The sequence below is a fragment of the Hydrogenophaga sp. L99 genome (assembly GCF_058731905.1).
Map to the genome: position 1 here is coordinate 3,334,363 of NZ_CM178972.1, position 19,584 is coordinate 3,353,946.

The following is a 19,584-nucleotide window of genomic DNA, read 5'->3' on the forward strand; positions in this document are numbered from 1 at the left end:
GGGGTCTGAGCGGGCGAATGGGTGCATTCTCTCAAGAATCGCGGTTTGCTGAAGCCGCGATAACCCCCGAAGAGCCGCCCCATTTTGAGCCGTGAAAAGCCCTGGAGACCTTACAGGCTGCGCGTGCGCTGCGGGGCGCGGCAGAAAAGGCAAGCCAGCGCAAACCAGAGCCCAACGGCTGAGCGGGGGTGTTTTGGGGTGGTGAGCGGACACGCCCGAAAGCCTTCGCTCTCAGTGCGCCGCAGCCAGAAAATCGTCGCGCAAATTGCACAATATTTTCTTGCCCTGCGAGCCTCGACTGGATGCCGCCAGCCCTTGCGCCAGCAGCGCGTCGTAACCCTGGCGGCCTTGCAAGGCGGATGCACCGGGCGCCACAAAGCCCATGGCCCAGCCGCTGAAACTGCGCTCGGCAATCGGCCCTTCCCACATCTTGTACATCTGCTGGTGCCGCGGGTCTTTCCAGATAGCGTCATACAGCGCCGTCACCTCGGCCTCTTCGCCCTCGATCAGCTGCAAAAACTCTTGCCCGTGATAAAGCAGCATGCCGGTGATGCCGTGGCGTTCGTTGTAGACGCGCGCCTCGTCCAGCAATTGGGTGAGGGCAACCGTGTCCATGGACTGGCTGGCCAGACTGACATAAATGATTTCGTGCAATGCCATCGCTTGACTTTCGTTGAAACGCCAGACCCGGCCGCGGCTGGACGCCGCTCTGTCCATCCATGAAATATGGGCAGCGAATAATCGCACCCGCTCAATACCCCTGTTTGCGCCAGATCAAATGGGTCTGCCGGGCTCAAAAAAAAAGAAAAACCCGTGCAAAACATGCAAACTTTTGATGGATAGCGGGCACCGCATGAATACCTATGCATGACGTATCGGCCATTGGCCCGCAAGATTGAGCCGCAAGCCCGGGCGGCTACCATCTAGGCATGCTCACCTTGACCTCTGAAGCCGCTCGGGCGGCCCTGCCTTTTGACCGCCTGATTGCTGCGCTGCGCGAACACTTCACCAGCACCTGCGAGGTGCCGTTGCGCCATGTGCACGAGATCGCCAGCCCTGGGGGCGGCAAGATCACCTCGCTCATCATGCCGGCCTGGTTGCCTGGCCGTTACTACGGCGTGAAGATCGTCAACATCGCGCCGGGCAATGCCGCTGAAGGCCTGCCGGGCCTGCATTCGGCCTACCTGCTGTTTGACGCGCGCACCGGCGTGCCGCTGGCCCAGATTGACGGCGACCAGATCACCACACGCCGCACGGTGGCGGCCTCTGCGCTGGCCGCCTCTTACCTGGCGCGTGCCGACGCACGCCACCTGCTGGTGGTGGGCGCGGGCGCCGTGGCGGCCTTGCTGCCCGAGGCCTACCGCACGGTGCGCCCCATTGACCGCGTAACGGTGTGGGCGCGCCGCGCCGAAGAAGCCCAGGCGCTGGCGGCGCGCTGGCGCCAAGAGGGCCTTGACGCCAGCGCCACCACCGATTTGCCCGCGGCATGCGCACAAGCCGATGTGGTGAGCTGCGCCACACTGGCCACCGAACCGGTGGTGCGCGGCGCGTGGCTGGCGCCCGGCTCGCACCTGGACCTGATCGGCAGCTTCACCCCGGCCATGCGCGAGGCGGACGACGTGTGTTTTGAAGACGCGCGCGTGTTTGTGGACACCGAAGAAGCGCTGCAAAAAAGTGGCGACCTCATTGGCCCGCTGTCGCGCGGGGTGCTGCGCGCCGACGACGTACGCGGCACCCTGACCACGTTGTGCAAAGGCATGGCCACTGGCCGCAAGACGCCCACCGAACGCACGGTGTTCAAGTCGGTGGGCACCGCGCTGGAAGACCTGGCGGCGGCGGTGCAGGTGTACGAGGCGGCACGCGGCTGAAGGCGCCAGCAGGCACCGGCATGCAGCTCAGAGCGGCCAGGCCACCAGCAGCAGCGGCAGGCTCACGGCAATCACCAGCAGCTCCAGCGGCAGGCCCAGGCGCCAGTAGTCGCCAAACTGAAAACCGCCCGGCCCGAGGATGAGGGTGTTGTTCTGGTGCCCGATGGGGGTGAGGAAGGCGCACGACGCGCCGATGGCCACCGCCATGAGGAAAGCATCGGGATTCACGCCCAGAGCGCCCGCGGTGCCGATGGCGATCGGGCACATCACCGCCGCCGTGGCCGCGTTGTTCATGAGGTCGGACAGCGTCATGGTGACCACCAGCACCAGGGCCAGCGCCACCACCGGATGGCCCTGCGCCACGCCGTCCATGAGCGCGTGCGCCAGCAGGTCGGCGGTGCCGGTGGTGGTCATGGCGCCGGCCACCGGAATGAGTGCCGCCAGCAAGGTGATGACGGGCCAGTCGATGTGCTCGTACACGCTGCGCGGGGGCACGGTGCGCAGCACCAGCGAGGCCAGCACGCCCAGCGCAAACGACACAGCGGCCGGCAGCCAACCCAGCGCCGCACCCAACACCGCGAGCGCCATCACGCCCACCGCCAGCCGGGCTTTGCGGGGGCTGGGCATGTGCAGCTCGCGTTCGGCCAGCGGCACGCATCCCCGGTCGGCGGCAAACGCCAAAATAGCCTCGGCCGGCCCTTGCATCAGCAGCAGGTCGCCCACATGAAAGGGCCATTCCCGCAGCCGGCGCCGGGCCCGGCTGCCCTGGCGTGAAACCGCCAGCAGGTTGATGCCGTAGCGCGTGCGCAGCTGCAGGTCGCTGGCCGACAGCCCTTGCAAACTCGCGCCGGGCAGCACCGCAAGCTCCATCAGCACAATGTCGCGCGCTGCGTCGGACGGCGCCACGGCGGGTTCAGCCGGTTCGGCCGCAGGGCCTTCTGCGGTGCTGTCTGCAGACGAGGCCGCTGGCGCCGCCAGCGCTGCGGCCCGGGCTTGCGGTGCGTCGGCCTCGGGTTCGGCCGCGTCCTGCACCGGGCGCTTGGCCTCTTCCAGTTTCAGGCCCAGGCTCGTCAACAGGGAGGACAAGGCGTCGGCCTCGGCCTCCACGATCAAAATGTCGCCGGCCTGCATGTGCCGGCTCGGCGTGGGCGCGTTCACCCGCACCTCGTTTCGCACCAGGCCCACCACCTGCGCACCAGCGTCGTCGAGCTGCTGTTCGATCGCGTGCAGCGTCAGGCCCACGCATTTGCTCTCGGCGGGCACGCGCACTTCGCTCAGATAGGCGCCGGTTTCAAAGCCTTCCAGCGCCACCCGCTGACGCGCCGGGACCAGGCGCCACCCCACCAGCGCCACAAAGGCGGTGCCGAGCAAGGCCACCGCCAGCCCCACCGGGGTGAAGTCGAACATGCCGAAGCTGCCCACCCCGTTCTGCGCCCGAAAGGCCGACACGATGAGGTTGGAGGGCGTACCGATCAGCGTGGTCATGCCGCCCAGGATGGTGCCGAACGCCAGCGGCATCAGCACGCGGCCGGGCGGCATGTCCAGGCGCCGCGCCAGCTGCAGGGCCACCGGCATCAGCAGCGCCATGGCGCCTACGTTGTTCATGAAGGCCGAGAGCATGGCGCCCAGAGCCACCAGCGCCGCCAGGCTGAGTGTGGGGCCGGCCTGGCGCGGGAGCACGTAGCGGGCCATCGCGTCCACCGCGCCCGAGGTCTGCAAGCCCCGGCTGAGCACCAGCACGCAGGCCACCGTGATCACCGCCGGGTGACCGAAACCGGCAAACGCATCGTCCGCAGGTACCAGCCCGCTCAGCACACAGGCCAGCAGCCCGCCCACCGCCACCATGTCGTGGCGCCAGCGCCCCCACAGAAACAGGCCGATGGTGACGGCCAAGATGACAAGAATGAGGACCTGGTCCTGGTGCATGAAGCTCCCGTCTGGTGTGGTGTTTCGCGCTGGATGGAACCTAGCAAACCAATGGATGTTGGACCCTGACTCGGCGCAAGGCAGCGCCGTGCCGCCGTCCAACGGGCGGTTTCACGACCGGTCCGGCGGGGCGCTGGCGCCAGGCTGCTGGCCAAGCATGTCCCGCATGCGCCGGCGCAGCGCTTTGTCGCGCCGCTGCTCTTCGTCCCAGTCGTCGCGCACGCCGCGCCACAGGGCCACGGCCATGAGCACGATCACCAGCGTGAAGGGCAGCGCAAACACGATGGTGGCGGACTGCACCGCCTTGAGTCCACCGGCCAGCAGCAGGCTGATGGCGATGCCCGACACCAGCACGCCCCAGATGATTTTGACCCGCGCACTGGGATTGGCCTGGCCGCCGGTGCTCATCATGCCCAGCACCAGGGTGGCGGAATCGCCCGAGGTGACGAAGAACACCAGCACCAGCACGGTGGCAATGCCCGAGAGCAAGCCAGACAGGGGCAGCGTGTCGAACATGGCGAACAGGGCGGTGGACACGTCCGCGCCCACCGCCTCGGCAATCGGCAGGCCCTGCATGATCTCCATGTTCAGGGCGGTGCCACCGAACACCGAAAACCACACAAAGGCGGCCAGCGTGGGCGCCAGCACCGTGCCCAGAATGAATTCGCGGATGGTGCGCCCGCGCGACACACGGGCGATGAACAGCCCCACAAAAGGCGACCAGCTGACCCACCAGGCCCAGTAAAAAACCGTCCAGCCGCTGACCCAGCCGCTGTCGCGAAACGGCGTCATGCGCAGGCTCATGCGCACGAACTCGCTCACATAACTGCCCAGCGTGTTGGTGAAGGTGTCGATGATGGCCACGGTGGGGCCCATCACGAAAATGCCCAGGGTGAGCAACGCGGCCAACGCCAGGTTGGCACTGGACAACCACTTGATGCCCTTGGTGACGCCGGTGACGGCCGACGCCAGAAACAGCACTGTGGTGACCACAATGATGCCCACCTGCGAGGCCTGGCCGACCGGAAGGCCAAAGACGGCATTCAGGCCGCTGTTGATTTGCAAAGCCCCCATGCCCAGCGAGGCCGCCACCCCGAAGGCGGTGGCGATCACCGCCAGCACATTGACCACGGGGCCCAGCTTTTGCAGCGGCGCCCAGGGCAAGGCTTGCACCGCGGTGCTGACGAGCGCCGGGCCACCCCGGCGAAACTGGAAAAAGGCAATGGCCAGGGCCACGATGCTGTAGACCGCCCAGGGGTGCAGCCCCCAATGGAAAAAGCTGTAGCGCATGGCGGCGGTGGCCGCCTCAGGGGTGTTGGGGGCGATGCCGGGCGGTGGTGCGCCGTAGTGCGAGATCGGCTCGGCCACCCCCCAGAACACCAGGCCAATGCCCATGCCGGCCGCAAACAGCATGGCAAACCAGGCCCCAATGGAGAACTCGGGCTCGTCGTCTTCGCCGCCCAGCTTGAGGTCGCCATAGCGGCTGAACGCCAGCACAACCGCCATGATCACCAGGCCCAGCACCACCCACAGGTAGAGCCAGCCGAAGTCGCGGGTGATGGCGGTGAGCGCGGTGTCAAACACCGTGCCCAAAGAGGCGGGCGCGATCACGCCCCAGAGGACGATGGCCAGAATGAGCCCGGCCGATATGACGAGTTGCATGGGAAAGCTCCTCCTGAAAACTTGCCGCCTGTGGGGCGCTTGGCAGGGCGCTTTGTACGGCGCCCTGTGCTGCGCTTTCGCGCGCGGCGGTGATGGGAAAAGTCGAGGGCAGCCCGGCCCGATGTGGCCAGCTCAGCCAGCGCCCGCGCCGTGCGAGCCGTTGAAGGGGTGCCGTTGAAGTAGCGCCCCACTTTACCGGATGCGCGCGTACAAAAAACCCACTGCGCTCAACCGACCATGAAGAGCCGCTGGGGAGCGACCGTCAGGTAGCCCAACGGCTCACTCGCCGCTGTCGATCGGGGGCAGCCGGTGTGTGGAGGCGGCCACCATGCCCTGCACGCGCGCCTGCAGCTGGTTGATGGCGTGGTCCAGTTGCTGGCGCTCGGCGGGTGACAGCGCGCTGGCGATGTCGCGGTTGATGGCGGCGACCCGCGGAAAGATGGCCTGGTACACGCGCCGCCCCTCGTCGCTGAGAAACACATGCACCTCGCGCCGGTCAGACAGCTTGGGCTGGCGCCGGATGAGCTTTTTCTCTTCCAGTCGGGTGAGTGTGCGCGAGGTGCGCGCGCGGTCCAGCATGGCGTGTTCGGCCAGCTCGCTGGAGAGCGCGCCCTCGTGTTCGGACAAAAAGGACAGCACCCGCCACTCGCGCCGCGTCAAACCAAATTCGTGCTCGCACACCTGCACCACCAGGCGGCTGGCGGTGATGTGCACGCGGTAGAGCCGGTACAGCAGCAGGTCGGTCTGAACCTGGGGGTCGGTAAGGCGGTCTGGAATGGTCGGCTCCTGAAGGCAAAACGGTGCCTGGGCACCCGTCAGGGAAAACACCTGCTTTGATTGATTTCTGCAATTGATTGTCCCTGCATAGCATCGGGGTCTGCACCGGGTAACACCCGATTTGTCCAAGCCACCCAGGAGACATCCCCCATGAACCGACACTGGATACTTTGCGCTGCCCTGGCGTCGACCGCGCTGCTGGCCCCCACCCACGCCACGGCCCAGGACAAGACGCCGCTGAAGATCGTGGTGGGCTTCCCGCCCGGCGGGTCGGCCGACACGCTCACCCGGCTGGTGGCCGAGGCCCTGCGCGAGCGCTATGCCCCCGTGGTGGTGGAAAACCGACCCGGCGCGGGTGGGCGCATTGCGCTCAACCAGGTCAAGCGCGCCGACCCTGACGGGCAGACCGTGATCCTGCTGCCGAGCGGGCCCATGGTGCTGTTTCCCCATGTTTACAAAAAGCTCGACTACAACGCCGTGACCGATTTTTCGCCGGTGTCGCTGCTGGCGCGCTTTCAGTTTGGCGTGGTGGCTGGGCCGTCCACACCGGCCAAGTCGGTGCAAGACATGATTGCCCGCGCCAAGGCCGAACCCGGCAAGAGCAGCTACGGCACGCCCGGCCTGGGCACGCTGCCGCACTTCATGGGCGTGCTGTTTGAGCAAAAGGCCGGCGCACAGCTCAACCATGTGCCGTTCCAGGGCGGCGGGCCAGCCAACAACGCGCTGCTGGGTGGCCACATCGACTACAAGTTCGACGTGGTGTCGGAAACCGCAGAGTTCCACCGCTCGGGCAAGGCCCGCATCATCGCCGTGACCGGCAGCCAGCGCGACCCGCAGGTGCCCGAGGTACCCACGCTGCGCGAAGCGGGCATCGACATGGAGGCCACCGCCTGGTTTGGCGTGTACGGCCCGGCCGGCATGAACCCGGCCGCCCAGAACCGCCTGAGCCAGGCGTTTGCCCAGGCACTGAAGCAGCCGGCGCTGCGTGAGCGCTTGCTGGGCCTGGGCTACGAGCCGGTGGGCTCGACCCCGGCTGAGCTGGCCAGCGCCCAGGCGAGCGACCTGAAGCGCTGGGAAGGGCCGATCAAAGCCACCGGCGTGCAACTGGACTGAGCGCCCGCCGGCATGGGCCGGCCGCTGAACCTAAACGCCCAAAACACCCCACCTACCGATCCGTTTTCACCCGCATTGGACCCCGACATGAACCGCTTTCGCCGCACCACACTGGCCACCCTCACCGCTTCGCTGGCGCTGACGCTGCTGGCCCCGCACGCACTGGCCCAGCCGGGCTACCCGGCCCAGACCGTCACGTTCGTGAACAACTTTCCGCCCGGCGGGCCGTCCGACATCCTGGCGCGCTCGGTGGCCGCGGTGCTGCAAGAAACGCTGAAGCAGCCCTTTGTGGTGGAAAACAAGGCCGGTGCTGCCGGCAACCTGGGCGCGACCGCCGTGGCCAAGGCACCCGCCGACGGCTACACCGTGCTGTTTGGCATCGACACCGTGTTCACCGTGAACCCGCACCTGTACCCGGCTATGCCGTTCAAGGGGACCGACTTCAAACCGGTGGTGATCATGGCGTCGTCGGGCTTGCTGCTGGGCGTGAACCCGCGCACGGGCATCAAGACCTTTGGCGACCTGCTGAGCCAGGGACGCACCAAGACCCTGAACTTCAGCTCGGCCGGCAACGGCAGCCCGGGCCACCTGGCCGCGGCCCAGCTGGGCACCAGCACGCCGGTGAAGACGTCACACATTCCCTACCGGGGCAACACTCCGGCGGTCACCGCGGTGCTGAGCGGCGAGGTGGACGGCGGCATTCTGGCCACGCCGGGCATGCTGCCCCACGTGCAAGCCGGCAAGATCACCGCGCTGGCCGTCACCAGCGCCCAGCGCTCGCGGCTGGCGCCGCAGCTGCCCACCGTGGGCGAACTGGGCCTGAAAACGCTGGAGCAAGAGGTGCTGTACGTGGTGATGGTGCCCGCCGCCACGCCCGATGCGGTGGTGCAGACGCTGGCCAACGGCATCAACGCCGCGCTCAAGCGCCCCGAGCTGCAGGCCCGCATGAACAGCCTGGACCTGTTTTTTGAAGGCACCACCGGTGCCGCCGCTGCCCAGCGGCTGGCCAGCATGTCGGCACGTTACGGCCAGATTGTGCGCAACACCGGCATGCAAGCGAACTGAAAACTGGCCATGCCCATGCAACGACCCAACATCATCTACATCGTCTCGGACGACCTGGGCTTCGCCGACCTGGGCTGCTACGGCGGCCGCGAAGCGCCGTTTGGCGCCGTGTCGCCCCACATCGACGCGCTGGCCGCCGGTGGCCTGCGCCTGACCGAGGGCTACGCCAACTCGCCGGTGTGCTCGCCCACACGCTTCGCGCTCATGAGCATGCGCTACCAGTACCGGTTGCGCGGTGCGCTCGAAGAACCCATCAACAGCCGCAGCAAAGGCAGCGCCACGCTGGGCCTGCCGCCTGAGTTGCCCACCCTGCCCTCGCTGCTCAAAGAGGCCGGCTACCGCACGGCGCTCATCGGCAAATGGCACCTGGGCTACCCGCCGCATTTCGGCCCGTTGCGCTCGGGCTACGAAGAGTTTTTCGGCATCATGGCCGGCGGGGTGGACTACTTCACCCACTGCAGCAACAACGGCGACCACGACCTGTTCATCGGCGAAGAGACCCACAAGGAAGTGGGCTACCTGACCGACGTGTTTTCCCAGCGGGCGGTGGAGCACATCCACCAGCGCGCCGCCGACGCCAAGGCCGGTCAACCCTTTTTCCTCAGCCTGCACTACACCGCGCCACACTGGCCGTGGGAAACACGCGACGACGCCCATGTGGCGCCCGAGGTGGCCAAAAACCTGTTTCACCTGGACGGCGGCAACGTGAACAGCTACCGCAAGATGATCCACCACATGGACGAGGGCATTGGCTGGATCATGGCGTCCCTGCGCGAACACGGGCTGGACGACAACACGCTGGTGGTCTTCACCAGCGACAACGGCGGTGAGCGCTTCTCCGACAACTGGCCACTGGTGGGCGGCAAGATGGACCTGACCGAGGGCGGCATCCGCGTGCCGTGGATCGCGCACTGGCCGGCCGTGGTGGCGCCTGGCAGCACCAGCGCACAGCACTGCATGACGATGGACTGGTCGGCCACGATGCTGGCGCTGGGCGGCGGCCAGCCCCACCCCGACTACCCGCTGGACGGTGTTTCGCTGGCGCCGATGCTGCGCGACCCGGCGCACCGCTTCGAGCGGCCCATGCACTGGCGCATGAACCACCGCGGCCAGCGCGCCCTGCGCGACGGCGACTGGAAATACCTGATGGTGGACGGCCACGAATACCTGTTCAACATACCGGCCGACGAACGCGAGCGCGCCAACCTGGCCCAGCGCGAGCCCGAGCGGCTGGCCCGCATGCGGGCCCAGTGGCTGGCCTGGAACGGCACCATGCCGCCCATTCCAGAAGACGCCAGCGTGAGCCTGGGCTATTCCACCCAAAACATGCCGCAACGCTGAAACGCTGACATGGCCCGGCCGGACGCTACGATCAGCGCATGACCCGACTGCGCCGTTTTCTGCCGTTTCTGTCTTGGCCCCGCCCCAGCGGGGCCGTGCTGCGCGGCGATGCGCTGGCCGGCATCACGGTCGGCCTGATGGTGATCCCGCAGGGCGTGGCCTATGCGGCGCTGGCCGGCATGCCGCTCATCACTGGCATTTATGCGTCCATGCTGCCAGCGCTGATCGCGGTGCTGTTCAGTGGCTCCATGCGCCTGTCGGTGGGGCCCACCGCCCTCACCTGCTTGCTGGTCAGCGCCTCGCTCACCGGCATGGCCGCGCCGGGCAGCGCGCAGTGGATCGAGCTGGCGGTGTGGCTGGCTCTGCTGTCGGGCCTGGTGCAGGTGGTGCTGGGCTTTGTGCGTTTTGGCTGGCTGCTCAACCTGGTCAACGCGCCGGTGCTGATGGCCTTTACCCAGGGCGCGGCCGTGCTCATCATCGCGTCGCAATTGCCGGCTCTGCTGGGGCTCACCGGTGGCTGGGCCGCGCTGGCGCAGCCGCAGCAGATGCACCTGCCAGCCATTGCCTTCGGGCTGGGTTCGGTGGCTTTTTTGCTGATGGCCCGGCGCTGGCGGGCCACATTTCCGTCGGTGTTGCTGCTGGTGGTGGTGTCGGCCGGGGTCAGCGCCTGGGTCGGGTTTGAGGCCCATGGCGGCGCGGTCATTGGGCAGCTGCCGCAAGGGCTGCCCACCTTTTACACACCGGCCTGGCCCGGCTGGACCACGCTGGGCCAGCTGCTCTTGCCCACGCTGGTGATCAGCCTGGTGAGTTTTCTGGAAACCGCGTCCAGCGCCAAGGTGGACAGCAGCCGGCGCGGCCAGCGCTGGGACCAGGACCAGGACCTGATTGGCCAGGGGCTGGCCAAACTGGTGGCCGGGTTTTCGGGTGCTTTTCCCACCAGCGCATCGTTTTCACGCTCGGCGCTGCTGCTGCACAGCGGCGCCCAAACCGGCTGGGCCACGGTGTTTTCGGTGGCGCTGGTGGGGGTGGCGCTGGTGCTGCTGACACCGCTGCTCAAGCATGTGCCGCTGGCCGTGCTGGCGGCGGTGGTGGTGGTGGCCGTCATGGGGCTGATTCAGCCGGTGGCTTTTGTCCGGCTGTGGGCCCTCTCCCGGGTGGAAGCGGTCATTGCGGGCACCACGTTTGTGGTCACCGTGCTCACCGCGCCGCAGCTTTACTGGGGCGTGCTGGCCGGTGTGTTGATGGCGCTGAGCCATTTTCTGTACCTGCGGCTGCACCCGCGCATTATTGAAGTGGGGCTGCACCCGGACGGCAGCCTGCGCGACCGCCACCTGTGGCACCTGGCGCCACTGGCACCGGCCACCTACGCCCTGCGGATGGACGCCGCGCTCGACTTTGCCACCGCCAGCGCCTTTGAACACGCCGTGACCCGCTACCTCACCGAGCACCCAGGCACACAGCATGTGGTGCTGATTGCGCACCCGATCAACTGGATCGACGCAACCGGCGCCGAAGGGTTTGGGCGGCTGCAGTCGGTGCTGAATGAGCAAGGTGTGACGCTGCATGTGGTGGGCATCAAGCTGCCGGTGGAAACCGTGCTGCGCGCGGCGGGGCACCTGACCGATGGGCCCCGGCTGCGCCTGTACCGCACCGAGGCCGACGCGTTGCGGGCTGCGCCCACCTGGCACTCAACAGCTGAAGGCCGTGCGGCCGCGCCGCTCACCCCAGCCTGAGAACACATTCGCCGCAACAGCGCCCGTCAGGCAGCGAGTGGCTGCGCCATGGCGTGGCGCACAGAGGCGCTGCGCTTGGCCATAGGCCGGCGTGTGCGCGACACGGCGGGTTCGTCCAGGTGGCGGCGGGTGCTGCGGGCAAAGCGCTTGAGCCCTTCCATGTCCAGTATCTCGACCTCGCGGTCCGACACGTCGACCATGCCCAACGCGGCCAACGCACTGAACGAGCGGCTCACGGTTTCGTGCGCCACGCCCAGCAGGCTGGCGATTTCACGGCGGCCCATGCGCAAGTGGAACCGGCGTGGCGACTGCCCGCAACCCGCCATGCGGCGCGACAGCTGAATCAGAAAACGTGCCAGCTTCACTTCAGACGCCACCGCCGCCAGCAACTCGACCAGCTCGCGGCTGCGCGCCAGCGTCATGCTGCCAGCGCGCTGCAGCGACAAACCAAACGACGGCATGAGCTGCGAGAGCGCAAACACGTCGCGCTTGAGCACCACGTACACACTGGACTCTTCGAGCGCCGACACAGCCGTGGGGTAGCTGTCCATGCACAGCGCGTCAAAGCCCAGCACCTCACCGCGAATGGCAAAGGCCAGCACCTGTTCGTAGCCGTCTTCGTTGGTGCGGAAGATCTTGAAGGTGCCTGCACAGACGAAAAAGAGGGCGTCGGCCGGCGTGCCTTCGTGGGCCAGGCTTTCACCGGCATGCACCCGGCGCAGCACCATGGGCATCTGGGCGGCGGCACTCAGGTCGGCCCCCTCCACACCCAGCAGCTGAAGCAGGTCGGCAAAGCTGGTGTGGTGGTTCTTGAGCGGCGTGCGGCACACACCTGCTTCACCCAAGGGCTTTCCGGTTCCGTTCTGCAGACTGACTGACATGGTGGTTCTCCGATAGGTTTGCGGCTCATGCCCTACACACAACCCCTAGCATGTGTGAAACCTCACGCGCCATCCATCGGAACATCCCACAGCGAAGCACCAGAAAACCGCCCGGTCAGGCGTAAGAAAAATCCTACAAAACGACAGCAACCACCCGATTTTTTGAATCACAACGTGTGAATTTGAGCGGCAAATCGCATTATTTCAGGTCGACCGATCTATGATGAAAAAATGCCCTGGGCAGTATGACGCTGTCGGGGCGGGACTGCTTTGGCGCCTGGTGCCTGGCGCCCGACCGAACCGCCTTGGCACCACGCAACCGACCAACCCGCATGCAAGCTCTTTTCGCCCACCCGACGTTGCACGACCTGGCTTTGCGCGCGCAATTCAGTGCCCTGCACGCTGCGCTGGAAGGGATCGTGACCTTCGACGCGGCGATGCGCATCGTCATGATCAACCCGGCCGCGCAGCGCATGTTTGGCCTCACGGTCAACGAAGCCCTGGGCCGAGACCTGTCCACCCTGATTCCCGAGCGGCTGCGCGCTGCCCACGCTGCGCATGTGCGGCATTTTGCGCAGTCGGACGTCATCGAACGCCCGATGGGTCAGGGCGGCAAACTCTTCGGCCTGCGAGCCAACGGCGAAGAGTTTCCCCTGGAAGCCGCCATCTGCAAGGTGACGCTGGCCCACGGCGGCAGCCACACGCACCACTACACCGCACTGCTGCGCGACCTGAGCGAAGAGCACAAGCTCACCGCCGTCATTGAGCAACTGAACCAGCGGTTGCGGGCGCTTTTTGACCGGGCACCCGTGGCCATCTGGATCACCGAGGGCGAGCGGGTGGTGTTTGCCAACCATGCGTGCGCCACGCTGTTTGGCGTGGACAACCGAGAGTCGCTGATTGGGCTGCCCATTTACAGGCTGCTCAGCCCACCATCGCACCCCGGCGTGCGCGAAAAGGTGGCGCAGGCCTTTGCCAGCCAGCAAGAGGTGTCAACCGTGCACAGCGAAATCGTGCGCCCCGACGGCAGCCTGCGCGAGGTGGAGCTGGTGGTGGCCGCCCTGCCCGACCACGAGCGCACCTTTGTGCAAATGGTGATCACCGACGTAACTGCGCGCCTGCAGGAAAAGCGCGACCTGCTGCACTCGCGGCGCACCCTGCGCGAGCTCTCAGCCAGCCTGGTGGAAGCGCGCGAAGAAGAGCGCCGGCGCATTGCGCGCGAACTGCACGACGAACTGGGCCAACGGCTGACCGCACTCAAACTGGAGCTGGCCGCGCAGCAACAAGACAGCGGCACCGAAGCACCCGCCGAGCGCCTGCAAGCCATGATGGACATGTTGGACGACACGGTGAGCGCGGTGCGCCGCATTGCCATGGACCTGCGCCCGCCGATGCTGGACGACCTCGGTCTGCACGCGGCCATTGAATGGCTGACGCGCGACTTCGAACGGCGTTCGGGCATCCAGGTGACGCTGCGCCTGGTGGAAAGCCCCGAGCCGATTCAACAAAACATTGCCACGGCGGTTTACCGCATCGTGCAAGAGGCGCTGACCAACATGGCGCGCCACGCGCGTGCTTCGCAGGCCGTCATCTCGATTGAAACCCGAGGCCGGCGTCTGCAGCTGGTGGTGGAAGACGACGGCCAGGGTTTTCCGAAAGACCCGTCCACAGCGCCGCGCGGCTCGTTTGGGCTGATCGGTATGCGCGAGCGCGTGCATATGCTGGGCGGCCAGATCACGCTGAAAAACGCAGCCTCGGGTGGCGCCCGGCTGGTGGTGCGCCTGCCGCTGCAGCCCAATGGCGCACTTGACCCGGGAGCCCCGCTGGAGGAGCATGATTCCCCAGCGCAAGACGACCCGGTGACGGCCCTGCGCGACATTCGGAGCTGAACCATGCGACGCCATTCCACCCACCCCAGCCCCCACAAGACACATCCGACACACGACCTGGAACAGGCGCTGCAGCAGCACCAGGTGGAGCTGGAACACCAGAACGACGAACTGCGCCGCACCCAGAGCGACCTGGCCGCCGCGCGGGACCGCTACCTGGACCTGTACGACTTTGCCCCGGTGGGCTATCTCACGCTGGACACCGATGGCCGCATCCTGGAGGTGAACCGCACCGGCGCCGAGCTGCTGGGCATGGCGCCGCAGGCGCTCAAGGGCAACGGCCTGGGGCGCTTCGTGATGGCGGGCGACAGCGACCGCTGGCAACAGTACCTGCAGCATGTGCTGGCCACCGACGGCCTGCAGCGCGTGGACCTGGGCCTGGCGGCAGAGGACGGGCACCAGTGGTACGGCCAGATCGACAGCCTGCGCACGCCCCTGGCCGATGGCACGCACGCGCTGCGTGTGACGCTGACCGACATCACCGAGCGCCTGCGCGCCGACATGGAACGCCGCATTGCCGCGCTGGACAACGATGCGCGCGAGGCCGAACGCCGCCGTGTGGCACTGGAACTGCACGAAAACCTGGGCCAGACGCTGAGCGTGCTCAAGCTGGACGTGGCCCACATGGCGAGCATGAGCGACTCGGCCACCTGCCGCGAATGCGCCAAAACCACGCTGGCCGCGCTGGACGAAGCGGTGTCCACCGTGCGCCGCATCACCGCCGACCTGCACCCGCCCATGCTGGACGACCTGGGCCTGAACGCAGCCCTGGAATGGCTGGCCAACGACACCGCCCGCCGTGTGGGCCTGCAGCTGAGCCTGGCGCTGGGGCCAGAAGCGCCGCCCCTGGCACCGGCCACGGCGCTGGCGGTGTACCGCTTTGTGCAGGCGGCTTTGTCGCACCTGCTGCAACACACCGACAGCACCGACGTGCACCTGGAAATGCAACGCCAGCCCAATGCGCTGAAGCTGGTGATGCAGGCGCGCGGTACCGTAGGCCCGCTGACCCCGCACACCGAGACGCAGCCCCACGATGGCCAGATTCTTCAGCACCGCGCCCGCTTGATGGGCGGGCGCTTGATGATCGACGCCGCACGCGACCGCTCGGGCTGGCTGAGCCTGTACCTGTCGTTGCCCATGGCGCAGAACGAGCAGGGCCTGTGCCAACACATGGAGGCCTTGGCATGAACGAAGACACGTTGCAACCCACGCTGCGGCTGCTGCTGGTGGACGACCACACGGTGGTGCGCGAGGGGCTCAAGCGCTTGCTGGATCCGCAGGTCCGGCAATGGAGCATCACCGAAGCGGGTACCGGCTTTCAGGCGCTGGAATGCCTGCGCCGCCAGCCCTTTGACCTGGCCATCGTCGACCTGTCCATGCCCGGCATGACGGGCATGGACCTGATCGCCCGCATCAAGGCCGAGTTTCCTGCGGTGGCGGTGCTGGTGCTCACCATGCACGGCGAAGAGCAATACGCCATGCGCGCGTTTCAGGCCGGCGCCAAGGGCTATGTGACCAAAGACAGCGCGTCCACCGAGCTGGTGGCGGCGGTGCGCAAGGTGGCCACAGGCGGGGTGTTTGTGTCGGCGCACCTGGCCGAGCGGGTGGTGCAGCAGCTCAATGGCCAGCGCAGTGCACCGCGCATCAACGTGTTGTCCAACCGCGAGCTGGAGATCTTGCAGCGCATCGTGGCCGGGCAGCGGCCGGTGGACATTGCCGAGTCCTTGCACCTGTCCATCAAGACCGTGAGCACACACAAGCGCCGCATTCTGGAAAAGCTGCAGCTTGACAGCACGGCAGCTCTGATCCGTTTCGGCCTGGAACACAACCTGGGCAAAAACGACCTCGGCATGGCCCTGCACCCCGAGGATTGACCCTGTGTTCAACGCGCGCCGTGCGCACTTTCAAGGCCGGCGCGACGGCGCGAAATGCTGTTCAAACCAGCTGCCCGCAAAAGCCGCCACGCTGCCCAGCGCGCCGGGCTCGGCAAACAGGTGCGTGGCGCCCGGCACCACCTCCAGCCGCTTGGGGGCGCCCAGGCGGCGAAACGCCTGGCGGTTGAGTTCGAGCACTTCCTGGTCCAGCCCACCCACAATCAGCAGAGTGGGGGCTTGCACCTCGGGCAAGCGGTCCATCACCAGGTCGGGGCGGCCGCCGCGCGACACCACCGCCGCCACCCGCTGCGGCATCTCGGCCGCCGCCAGCAGCGCCGCTGCGGCCCCCGTGCTGGCGCCAAAAAGGCCCAGGCGCAAACCCGCCAAGTCAGGCCGCTGGTCCCCCCAGCGCACCGCCTCCACCACACGCCGCCCCAGCAGGGGAATGTCAAACACCAGGCGGCGGTCTTCGGCTTCGCGCACGGTGAGCAGGTCAAACAGCAGCGTCGCCAGCCCGTGCTGGTGCAGCGCCCGCGCCACCCACCGGTTGCGCGGGCTGAAGCGGCTGCTGCCACTGCCGTGGGCAAACATCACCAAGCCTTTGGCATGGGGCGGTACCGACAAATCACCTGGCAAAGACGGGCCTTGCAGGTTGACCGACTCGACCGGCGTCTCGCTGTCCGGGCTGTCGCCGGTGCCCGTGCCCCACCCCCGGTCGGTGTCACGAAAAAACAGGGACTCTGCTGTCATGTTGGTTTCACTCCCGGGGGTGAACAGACCACCGCAGCCACCCCCAAGCAGCGATTTTTCTCCTCAGCACCACCCGGCCATTGATTGCGCGCAACGCACAAGCAGTCTTTCAAAAACAGCCCTCCAGACCGCCCGTGGTGCCGTTACCGTGTCGGTGTGAAACGCCATACCGTTGTGCCACCACCTCTCTTCAGGCCCATGCCACGTCCAGACCCTCTGCCCCCGAGCCAGCTCTACAACACCTGCGACCCGGCTGCGCTGGGTTTTGCCACCACCAGCGAGCTGGGCGAGCTGGACGCCGCGCAACTGCACCCGCGCGCGCTGGAAGCCCTGCACCTGGGGCTGGACATTCGCAACCATGGCTACAACCTGTTTGTGCTGGGCGAAACCGGCAGCGGGCGCCATGCCATCGTGCAGCAGCTGCTGCAGGCCGAGCGCCGCGACGGTGTGCCGCCCAACGACTGGTGCTACGTCTACAACTTTGACAACCCCAGCAGCCCCAACCTGCTGCACCTGCCCTGCGGGCGGGGTCCCACGCTGCGCGACGACATGCAGCACTTTGTGCAAGAGCTCACGCCCGCCATCAACGCGGTGTTTCAGGGCGACGAATACCGCAGCCGCGTGGAAGCCATGCAGGAGGAAGAAAAACGGCGCGAGGTGAGCGCGCTGCAAAACCTGGGCGACGAGGCCAACAAGCTGGGCGTGGCGCTCATGCGCACCCCCGCCGGCTTTGCCTTTGTGCCCATGAAAGACGCTGAAAACACCATGACGCCGGAGGACGTGGAGAAGCTGCCCAAGGCACGCCAGGACGAGCTGGCCGAACACATCAAGCACCTGCGCGAAGCGCTGCACCAGCTCTTCAACACCTTCCCGCGCTGGCGCCGCGACACGCAAAACCGGCTCCGGCAGGCCGGCAGCGAAGCCCTGCGCGAAACGGTGGCCCACATGGTGGACGAGCTGCGCCCGCGCTACGCCGACCTGCCCCACGTGAGCGCCTACCTGGATGCGGTGCTGCAAGACATCATTGAGTCGGGCGAGTCGCTGCACGAGACCTCGCACGCCGAAGGCGACACCGAAACGACCACGCTGTCGGGCACCATTTCCGTGCAGCGCTACCTGGTGAACCTGCTGGTGGACAACCCGGCCGACGGCCAGCGCCCGGTGGTGTTTGAAGACCACCCCACGCTGCAAAACCTGGTGGGGCGCATTGAGCACTACATGCACATGGGCACGCTCATGAGCAACTTCACCCTGATCCGCGCCGGCGCGCTGCACCGGGCCAATGGCGGCTTTTTGCTGCTCGATGCGGTGAAAGTGTTGTCGCAGCCTTACGCCTGGGAAGGGCTCAAGCGCTGCCTCAAGGCGGGGGTGGTGCGCATCGAATCGCTGTCCGACCTGATTGGCCTGAGCAGCACCGTGCAGCTGGAGCCTATGCCCATGCCGCTGGACCTGAAGATCGTGCTGATTGGCGAGCGGGTGGTGTATTACCTGCTCAGCCAGTACGACCCCGAATTTGTCTCGCTGCTCAAGATCAACGCGGACATGGAAAGCGAGATTGCGCGCAACCCCGACAACACGGCCGCCTACGCCCGCCTGATCGCCACACTGGCACGGCGCGAGCAGTTGCGCCCGCTGTCGGCCGGGGCGGTGGCGCGGGTGATTGAACACGCCTCCCGCCTGGCCAGCGACGCCCAGCGCCTGACCACCCAGACCCAGCCCATGGACGACCTGATGCGCGAGGCCAACCACTTTGCCGCGCGCGACCAGGCGCTGGTGATCGAGCGCACGCATGTGCAAGCCGCCATCGACGCGCACCGCCACCGCCACGAGCGCATCCAGCTTCGCTACCGCGACGACATTGTGCGCGGCCAATTGCTGGTGGACACCGACGGCGCCCATGTGGGCCAGGTCAACGGACTGGCCGTGGTGCCCCTGGGCGACAGCAGCTTTGCGCACCCGGTGCGCATCACCGCCACCGCGCGCGTGGGCGACGGCGAGGTGGTGGACATTGAGCGAGAGGTGAAGCTGGGCGGACCGATCCACTCCAAAGGCGTGTTGATCCTCTCGTCTTTCCTGGCCTCGCGCTTTGGCCGGCAGGCGCCGCTGTCGCTCAAAGCCAGCCTGGTGTTCGAGCAGTCGTATGGCGGGGTCGAGGGCGACAGCGCTTCCCTGGCCGAGCTCACGGCGCTGCTGTCGGCGCTGGCCGAACTGCCGCTGAACCAGGCACTGGGCGTCACCGGCTCGGTGAACCAGTTTGGCCAGGTGCAGGCGGTGGGCGGCGTGAACGAAAAGATTGAAGGCTTCTTTGACATTTGTGCGGCGCGCGGTCTGACCGGCGCACACGGTGTGCTGCTGCCGGCCAGCAACGTGTGCCACCTGATGCTGCGCCAGGACGTGGTGGACGCGGTGCGCGCGGGGCGGTTCAACGTGTGGCCGGTGCGCACGGTGGACGAAGCGCTGACGCTGCTCACCGGCGTGGACGCCGGCACCCTGGACGCCCAGGGCCAGTGGTCCACGCCCGATTCGGTCAACGCCCGCGTGGCGGCCGGGCTGGCCCAGCTGGCGCAGGTGCGCCAAGCGTTTCTTCATCCCAAGGAGGCGGCCAAAGCAGCTGAGAAGGCCGCCGAGCAAGAAGCGATGCACGAAGCCGTGCAGCACATGGGCCAAAAACCGGGCGCCGGCTGAACGATGCCCGTGGCGCCCCC

15 protein-coding genes are annotated in these 19,584 nt (G+C 67.0%); 9 read left to right on the plus strand and 6 right to left on the minus strand.

Annotated elements, in window-relative coordinates; all coding sequences use genetic code 11:
- Window positions 1–231: 231 nt before the first annotated feature.
- Window positions 232–660: a BLUF domain-containing protein gene (locus AC4QBL_RS15850; RefSeq protein ID WP_472907332.1), complete on the minus strand. Its 429-nt coding sequence runs from the start codon at window positions 658–660 to the stop codon at window positions 232–234.
- Window positions 661–929: 269 nt separating this feature from the next.
- On the opposite strand from AC4QBL_RS15850, the gene lhpI reads away from it, so the two are divergent.
- Entirely contained in the window at window positions 930–1,868 is a 939-nt protein-coding gene (lhpI, locus tag AC4QBL_RS15855; protein WP_472907331.1) for a bifunctional Delta(1)-pyrroline-2-carboxylate/Delta(1)-piperideine-2-carboxylate reductase, read from the plus strand.
- Window positions 1,869–1,895: 27 nt separating this feature from the next.
- Here the strand turns inward: lhpI and AC4QBL_RS15860 are convergent, their stop codons facing one another.
- The 3 genes from AC4QBL_RS15860 to AC4QBL_RS15870 all read right to left on the minus strand — a co-directional run bounded on the left by AC4QBL_RS15860 (window position 1,896) and on the right by AC4QBL_RS15870 (window position 6,284).
- Window positions 1,896–3,794 (minus strand): SLC13 family permease, encoded by a 1,899-nt coding sequence (locus AC4QBL_RS15860; protein WP_472907330.1) that lies wholly within the window; start codon window positions 3,792–3,794, stop codon window positions 1,896–1,898.
- A gap of 111 nt (window positions 3,795–3,905) precedes the next feature.
- Window positions 3,906–5,456 carry a BCCT family transporter gene (locus AC4QBL_RS15865; RefSeq protein WP_472907329.1) on the minus strand — a complete coding sequence of 517 codons (1,551 nt, stop codon included), beginning with the start codon at window positions 5,454–5,456 and terminating at the stop codon, window positions 3,906–3,908.
- Window positions 5,457–5,735: 279 nt separating this feature from the next.
- On the minus strand, window positions 5,736–6,284 hold the full coding sequence (locus tag AC4QBL_RS15870; RefSeq protein ID WP_472900859.1) for a MarR family winged helix-turn-helix transcriptional regulator: 549 nt from the start codon (window positions 6,282–6,284) through the stop codon (window positions 5,736–5,738).
- Between the two features lie 99 nt (window positions 6,285–6,383).
- Between AC4QBL_RS15870 and AC4QBL_RS15875 the strand changes: the two genes are divergently transcribed.
- The 4 genes from AC4QBL_RS15875 to AC4QBL_RS15890 all read left to right on the plus strand — a co-directional run bounded on the left by AC4QBL_RS15875 (window position 6,384) and on the right by AC4QBL_RS15890 (window position 11,485).
- Window positions 6,384–7,346, plus strand: coding sequence for a Bug family tripartite tricarboxylate transporter substrate binding protein (locus AC4QBL_RS15875; protein ID WP_472900860.1), 963 nt, complete (start codon window positions 6,384–6,386; stop codon window positions 7,344–7,346).
- 87 nt (window positions 7,347–7,433) lie between these two features.
- Entirely contained in the window at window positions 7,434–8,411 is a 978-nt protein-coding gene (locus AC4QBL_RS15880; RefSeq protein WP_472907328.1) for a Bug family tripartite tricarboxylate transporter substrate binding protein, read from the plus strand.
- A 15-nt stretch (window positions 8,412–8,426) separates the two neighbouring features.
- Window positions 8,427–9,752: a sulfatase family protein gene (locus tag AC4QBL_RS15885; RefSeq protein ID WP_472907383.1), complete on the plus strand. Its 1,326-nt coding sequence runs from the start codon at window positions 8,427–8,429 to the stop codon at window positions 9,750–9,752.
- Between the two features lie 38 nt (window positions 9,753–9,790).
- Window positions 9,791–11,485 carry a SulP family inorganic anion transporter gene (locus AC4QBL_RS15890; RefSeq protein WP_472907327.1) on the plus strand — a complete coding sequence of 565 codons (1,695 nt, stop codon included), beginning with the start codon at window positions 9,791–9,793 and terminating at the stop codon, window positions 11,483–11,485.
- A 26-nt stretch (window positions 11,486–11,511) separates the two neighbouring features.
- Here AC4QBL_RS15890 and AC4QBL_RS15895 read toward each other — a convergent pair whose 3' ends face one another.
- Window positions 11,512–12,366: a Crp/Fnr family transcriptional regulator gene (locus AC4QBL_RS15895; protein ID WP_472907326.1), complete on the minus strand. Its 855-nt coding sequence runs from the start codon at window positions 12,364–12,366 to the stop codon at window positions 11,512–11,514.
- Window positions 12,367–12,698: 332 nt separating this feature from the next.
- Between AC4QBL_RS15895 and AC4QBL_RS15900 the strand changes: the two genes are divergently transcribed.
- From AC4QBL_RS15900 to AC4QBL_RS15910, 3 genes are read left to right on the plus strand one after another with little or no spacing between them, the layout of a single operon-like run.
- Complete coding sequence (locus tag AC4QBL_RS15900) at window positions 12,699–14,255, plus strand: PAS domain-containing sensor histidine kinase (protein ID WP_472907325.1); 1,557 nt, start codon at window positions 12,699–12,701, stop codon at window positions 14,253–14,255.
- 3 nt (window positions 14,256–14,258) lie between these two features.
- Window positions 14,259–15,443 carry a PAS domain-containing sensor histidine kinase gene (locus AC4QBL_RS15905; RefSeq protein ID WP_472907324.1) on the plus strand — a complete coding sequence of 395 codons (1,185 nt, stop codon included), beginning with the start codon at window positions 14,259–14,261 and terminating at the stop codon, window positions 15,441–15,443.
- Window positions 15,440–16,129, plus strand: coding sequence for a response regulator (locus AC4QBL_RS15910; protein ID WP_472907323.1), 690 nt, complete (start codon window positions 15,440–15,442; stop codon window positions 16,127–16,129). The genes AC4QBL_RS15905 and AC4QBL_RS15910 overlap by 4 nt, the downstream gene beginning before the upstream one ends.
- Before the next feature lie 30 nt (window positions 16,130–16,159).
- Here the strand turns inward: AC4QBL_RS15910 and AC4QBL_RS15915 are convergent, their stop codons facing one another.
- Window positions 16,160–16,879, minus strand: a complete 720-nt coding sequence (locus AC4QBL_RS15915) for a dienelactone hydrolase family protein (RefSeq protein WP_472907322.1) — start codon at window positions 16,877–16,879, stop codon at window positions 16,160–16,162.
- A gap of 198 nt (window positions 16,880–17,077) precedes the next feature.
- Here AC4QBL_RS15915 and AC4QBL_RS15920 point away from each other — a divergent pair, with 198 nt between their 5' ends.
- A complete protein-coding gene (locus tag AC4QBL_RS15920) occupies window positions 17,078–19,564 on the plus strand; it encodes a Lon protease family protein (protein WP_472907321.1) in 2,487 nt (828 codons plus the stop codon).
- Window positions 19,565–19,584 lie beyond the last annotated feature (20 nt).